The 4,921-nt window shown below is 33.0% G+C and carries 5 protein-coding genes; 3 read left to right on the top strand and 2 right to left on the bottom strand.

Features of this window, described 5'->3' with window-relative positions:
• The first annotated feature begins 173 nt into the window (after positions 1 to 173).
• Entirely contained in the window at positions 174 to 626 is a 453-nt protein-coding gene (gene tnpA, locus PF572_05265) for an IS200/IS605 family transposase (GenBank protein MDA3840476.1), read from the top strand.
• A gap of 101 nt (positions 627 to 727) precedes the next feature.
• On the top strand, positions 728 to 1,549 hold the full coding sequence (locus PF572_05270; protein ID MDA3840477.1) for a Bro-N domain-containing protein: 822 nt from the start codon (positions 728 to 730) through the stop codon (positions 1,547 to 1,549).
• Positions 1,550 to 1,799: 250 nt separating this feature from the next.
• Here PF572_05270 and PF572_05275 read toward each other — a convergent pair whose 3' ends face one another.
• Entirely contained in the window at positions 1,800 to 1,985 is a 186-nt protein-coding gene (locus PF572_05275) for a hypothetical protein (GenBank protein MDA3840478.1), read from the bottom strand.
• Positions 1,986 to 2,265: 280 nt separating this feature from the next.
• On the opposite strand from PF572_05275, the gene PF572_05280 reads away from it, so the two are divergent.
• The gene (locus PF572_05280; protein ID MDA3840479.1) at positions 2,266 to 3,285 is read left to right on the top strand and encodes an AAA family ATPase; all 1,020 of its coding nucleotides are present in this window, start codon (positions 2,266 to 2,268) and stop codon (positions 3,283 to 3,285) included.
• Between the two features lie 236 nt (positions 3,286 to 3,521).
• Here the strand turns inward: PF572_05280 and PF572_05285 are convergent, their stop codons facing one another.
• Positions 3,522 to 4,751, bottom strand: coding sequence for an ATP-binding protein (locus PF572_05285; protein ID MDA3840480.1), 1,230 nt, complete (start codon positions 4,749 to 4,751; stop codon positions 3,522 to 3,524).
• Positions 4,752 to 4,921: the final 170 nt, after the last annotated feature.

Genomic DNA, 4,921 nt, shown 5'->3' on the forward strand with positions numbered 1-4,921 from the left:
CTTTTTGGTATTGTAGACGTCCGAGGTCTTTTGAGGACCTCGGACGTCTTTGTAATCTTTGGTGAAGTTCTATATTTTTAGATTTGAAAATAAAAATAGGGTATAGTTAGTATAATAAATTAATTTCCCCGCAAGCTTGCTTCGTGGGTTTCTCGTGCTAAGATATACCCATCATGGTAAACTCAATAAACAAAGCACATAACGTGTCACATCTATTGTATCATCTGGTATGCCCAGTAAAGTATCGAAGACTAGTATTTCGTGATATTCCAAGCGTGGATATGTCAATTAAGGAAATTTGCATAGAAATCCAAAAAAGATATGATATTCATTTTGTAGAAATAGGTACAGATGACGATCATATCCATTTTCTCATTCAAAGTGTGCCAATGATTAGTCCTTCTAGGTTAGTACAAATAGTAAAAATTATTACAGCAAGAGAGGTGTTCAGAAGAATACCCGAAGTTAAGAAATTACTTTGGGGAGGTGAATTCTGGACTAAGGGTTACTACATAAACACAGTAGGTTATTCGGGCAACAAAGACACAATCGGTGCTTATGTCCGAAACCAAGGTTTAAAATATCAACGAATACACTCTCAGCAACCAACGCTGTTCGAGGGCTAAATACCCCGTCAGCTTGCTGCGGGGATAATTTATTAAACCAATAGCACTTTACTTTCGTTTTTTGTTCGTGTATAATGGAGCTATAATATTAAATGAATAATATGGATACAACAAAAATAGCATTTTTTAAAGGGAAAAAAATTAGAAAAATTATCTATAATAATGAATGGTGGTTTTCTGTTATTGATATAGTTCAAGTTTTGACAGACCAAGTTGACAACCACACTGCAAGAAAATATTGGAATAAATTAGCTCAGCGCTTAAGAGATGAGGGAAGTGAAGTGGTGACAAATTGTCACCAGTTGAAATTAATAGCCGAAGATGGGAAAATGCGTGAGACTGATTGTGCTGATACTGAAGGAATCTTTCGTATAATTCAATCTATTCCAAGTCCTAAAGCCGAACCATTCAAAAGATGGTTAGCTAAAGTTGGGTATGAGCGAATTCAGGAAATTGAAAATCCCGAACTAGCCACGAAACGAACAAGACTTCTTTACAAACTCAAGGGTTATCCAGAGGATTGGATTGAAAAACGAATGCGAGGTATAGCGATTCGTGAAGAACTAACGGACGAGTGGCAAAAAAGAGGAGCTGAAGAACAAAAAGATTATGAGATTTTAACTGCTGAAATATCTAAGGCCACTTTTGGAATAACACCGAGTGAGTATAAGAAAATTAAGGGGTTGAAACGTGAAAATTTACGTGACCATATGGATGATTTTGAGTTAATTTTTAATATGCTAGGAGAAAGGGCAACAACTGAAATTCATCGCACTGAGAATTCTGAAGGAGTCCCTAAATTAAAAAAAGACGCTAAAAGAGGTGGAAATATTGCAGGTGTCGCCAAAAAAGAGCTGGAGAAAGAGATTGGTAGATCTGTTGTTTCAAAAGAAAAATTTTTACCAAAAATAAATAAAAAATAAATAAAACCATTAATCGCTATAGAAAAAATATTCTAAATATTACAAAATTAGAGCAAAAACATTGATGAGATTGTTAAGGAGTATTATTTAATATAATTTGGGATAGGAGGTAATCGGAAGACTCCAAATCCCCGTACGACTAACTACAGGATAAACAAGTTTGGAATGACATAATTTTAGATTTAAAGAAAAGATAGAGTCCTCTATAGAGTACCCTATGGGGTACTCTATATCTTTCTCCATTTCATGTTTAGTTTTCAGGAAGTGACGATAGCCAGTCATGGGCGGTTGCTATTAAAATTTTATTTTTATTGTTGCTTATTATTTTATAAATATTTTCTTTATTGATCAATTGAATTGCAGGAACGTTTAAAATATTTTGGAAATTAATAAGTGCTTTTGTAGGGGTATCTTCAGAATTTTTTGTTTCAATCAATAAGGGTAAGTGGGGTCAGGTCTAGCTTCCATCCTTTGAAAGTTTTAAGGGGTAAGTGGGGTCAGGTCTAGCTTCCATCCTTTGAAAGTTTTAATGGAATAATTGGAAATTTATATCAAACATTCGGTGGTAAAGAATTGTATAGTGATTTGAAACCCAACACTAAACATTCTTGTTCGAGTATTTTTTTACATAATTATTAATTAATATGAGCTTAAGGATGTTGGTTGTTTCTGGGTCCGCTCTTTATTTTTGTTATTCTCTCTGATATACTAAAAACATGAAATTTCCTAGAACAAAAAAAGTATTATTTGCTAATAATAAGGGCGGGGTTGGTAAGACTACGCTTGCTTTTAATTGCGCAATGTCATTTGCTAGGCAGGGCTATAAAACGGTTTTAGTTGACCTTGATCCACAGTGCAATCTTTCTCGTTTAGCCATGGGAGACAATCAATACGAAAAAACATTATTTTCTGAAATGGAGAAAGATATTTATGACGTTTTACGGGGGGTAGTCGAGGGAGGAGCTGACGTCGATTTTGAAGTACCTTTTATTCCAGTTTCAAATAGTGAAAATAATCTTTTTTTAATGAAAGGGAGTGTTAACCTTTCACTTTATGAAAATATACTAGTTACAGCTTATGGGCAGGCAGCTGCAGGGCAGCAGCTTGGATATTTTCAGACTAGTGCTATTGATAGATTTTTACGTGAGAAAGGAATGAAAGAGGAGATAGACATCTTTGTAATCGATACATCTCCTAGCTTATCGTTGCTTAATCAAATTATTTTTTTAGGAGCTGATTATTTTGTTGTTCCGATGATGCCAGATGCTTTCAGCGTCCAGGGCATTGAAAACTTGGGGTCTATTTATGAAAAATGGAAACATAATTGGAAAGTTACTGGCAGAGCGCTTTCTGGTGATACGGAGAATAAATATGTACTTTCTGGTGACGGATTGTTTATTGGGTATGTAGTTAATTCATACAATGTTTATGGTAAGCGACCAATCAAAGACCATCGCCGTTGGATTGAAGAAATTCCTTTAAAAGTAAAAAAGTATCTTTCTGAAAAGCACGGAAGGAATGGTTTAGTTGAGAAAAGTTGGAAAAGTTCATTAGCCGAAATACAAGATTATGGACGTATTCCAGCAAAGTGTCAGGAGCTTGGAGTCGCAATATTTGACCTCGATCCAGCTTGCGTAGAGGAAATTCATCAGGGGACGAAAGAAAATATTGAAAAATCAAAAGAAGAATTTCGTGATCTTTCAGGAGAAATTTTGAATATTTTATCAGAATACTAAAGGGAACTAAAGGGAATTGGGGTCACGTCTTGAATTGTGAATTCTATATGATTTATGTATAATAGTTAATATTAGAGAAATAATGGGGTCAAATAATGGGGTCAGGTCTAGCTTCCATCCTTTTTATAAATAAAAAGAGATGAAAAGGAATGGGGTCAAGTCCCAGTTAAGCAAAGAGGGTTTCAAGGGATAAATCCCGGCTAAGCGAAAAAAGGTCTTTACAGGATAAATCATTTTTAATCTTCAGGAAGTGACGATAGCCAGTCATGGGCGGTTGCTATCAAAATTTTATTTTTGTTATTACTTATAATTTTGTATATATTCTCTTTATTCACAAGTTGTATAGCTGGAATATTTAGAATATTTTGGAAATTTATAAGTGCTTTTGTTGGAGTATCTTCAGAGTTTTTAGCTTCAATCAATAGGAATGGTTTATTGTTGTTTGTAAGAAGGAAGTCAACTTCTTCTTTTTCTTTGTTTCTAACATAGTGAAGCTTAAAATCTCCCAATCCTTTGTCATTCCAGAAGCTTAGTATTCTATATAATTCAATTGCAATAATATTTTCAAATCTAGCACCTCTATCATCTATTATCGGTGAATTAAATAAATATAGTTTTTTTTCTTTTGTGATTGCTCTTGAAATTTTTTTTGTCCAAGGGGAGATTTGAAAGACCAGATATGTTGTTTCAAATAATTTTATCCAACTTTTGGCAGTGCTTGGAGAGACTTGGATATCTCCAGCTATATTATTTATAGAAAGTGGGCTACCAATTTTTGATGGGAGTAGAGAAAATAATATTTCTGTATTATTAATATTTTTAATATTGGATATATCACGGATATCTTCACGGATTATTTGGTTAGTGTATGTTTTTGTCCATTTGGTCCAAAAAGTTTTAGCGTTTTTAGTAAATGGTTCCGGAAAACCACTTATTGTTGATAATTTGTTCCAATCATTCGATGATTTGTTATTTTTTTTAAAATCGGTTAAAGGGTTTTTTATGAAATCTATAAATTTCCTTTTATTTTTACTTAATTCTGAAATAGTAAAGGGGAATAGGTGAAAGAGTAAATATCTTCCTGCCAAAGAATCTCCACTCCTTTGATATATGTTTAATCGACCACTTCCAGATATTAAAAATTTATAATCATGATGGAACTCATCATAGATTCCTTTTAGATAATTTTTCCATTGTTTGTACTTGTGGATTTCATCAAACACTAGGAGGGGAGTGGAATCGTCCAATCTATTTATATTTTCAAAAAATGTTGGATTTTCTATAATTTTTTTCTTGTTTGAAAGTATATCCCAATTAAAATATAGATTATTTTTAAAATTTTCTGATATTGATTTTGTTAGAGTTGTTTTACCAGATTGTCTTGGTCCAGCCAAAAAAATCATTTCTTTTTCAGATGATTGTTCTTCCCATAGATTTAGATAAGATTTTCTTATAATTTTGTTCATGGTTTTATATTATCAGTCAATTTCAAAAAAGTCAGGGATTATTTTTGTATCATTTGAGAAGGTATATTGAGTTAAGCTTTTTGGTATTGTAGACGTCCGAGGTCTTTTGAGGACCTCGGACGTCTTTGTAATCTTTGGTGAAGTTCTATATTTTTAGATTTGAAAATAAA

This window comes from Patescibacteria group bacterium (assembly GCA_027858235.1).
In the GTDB taxonomy this organism is placed as follows: domain Bacteria; phylum Patescibacteriota; class Patescibacteriia; order Patescibacteriales; family BM507; genus BM507.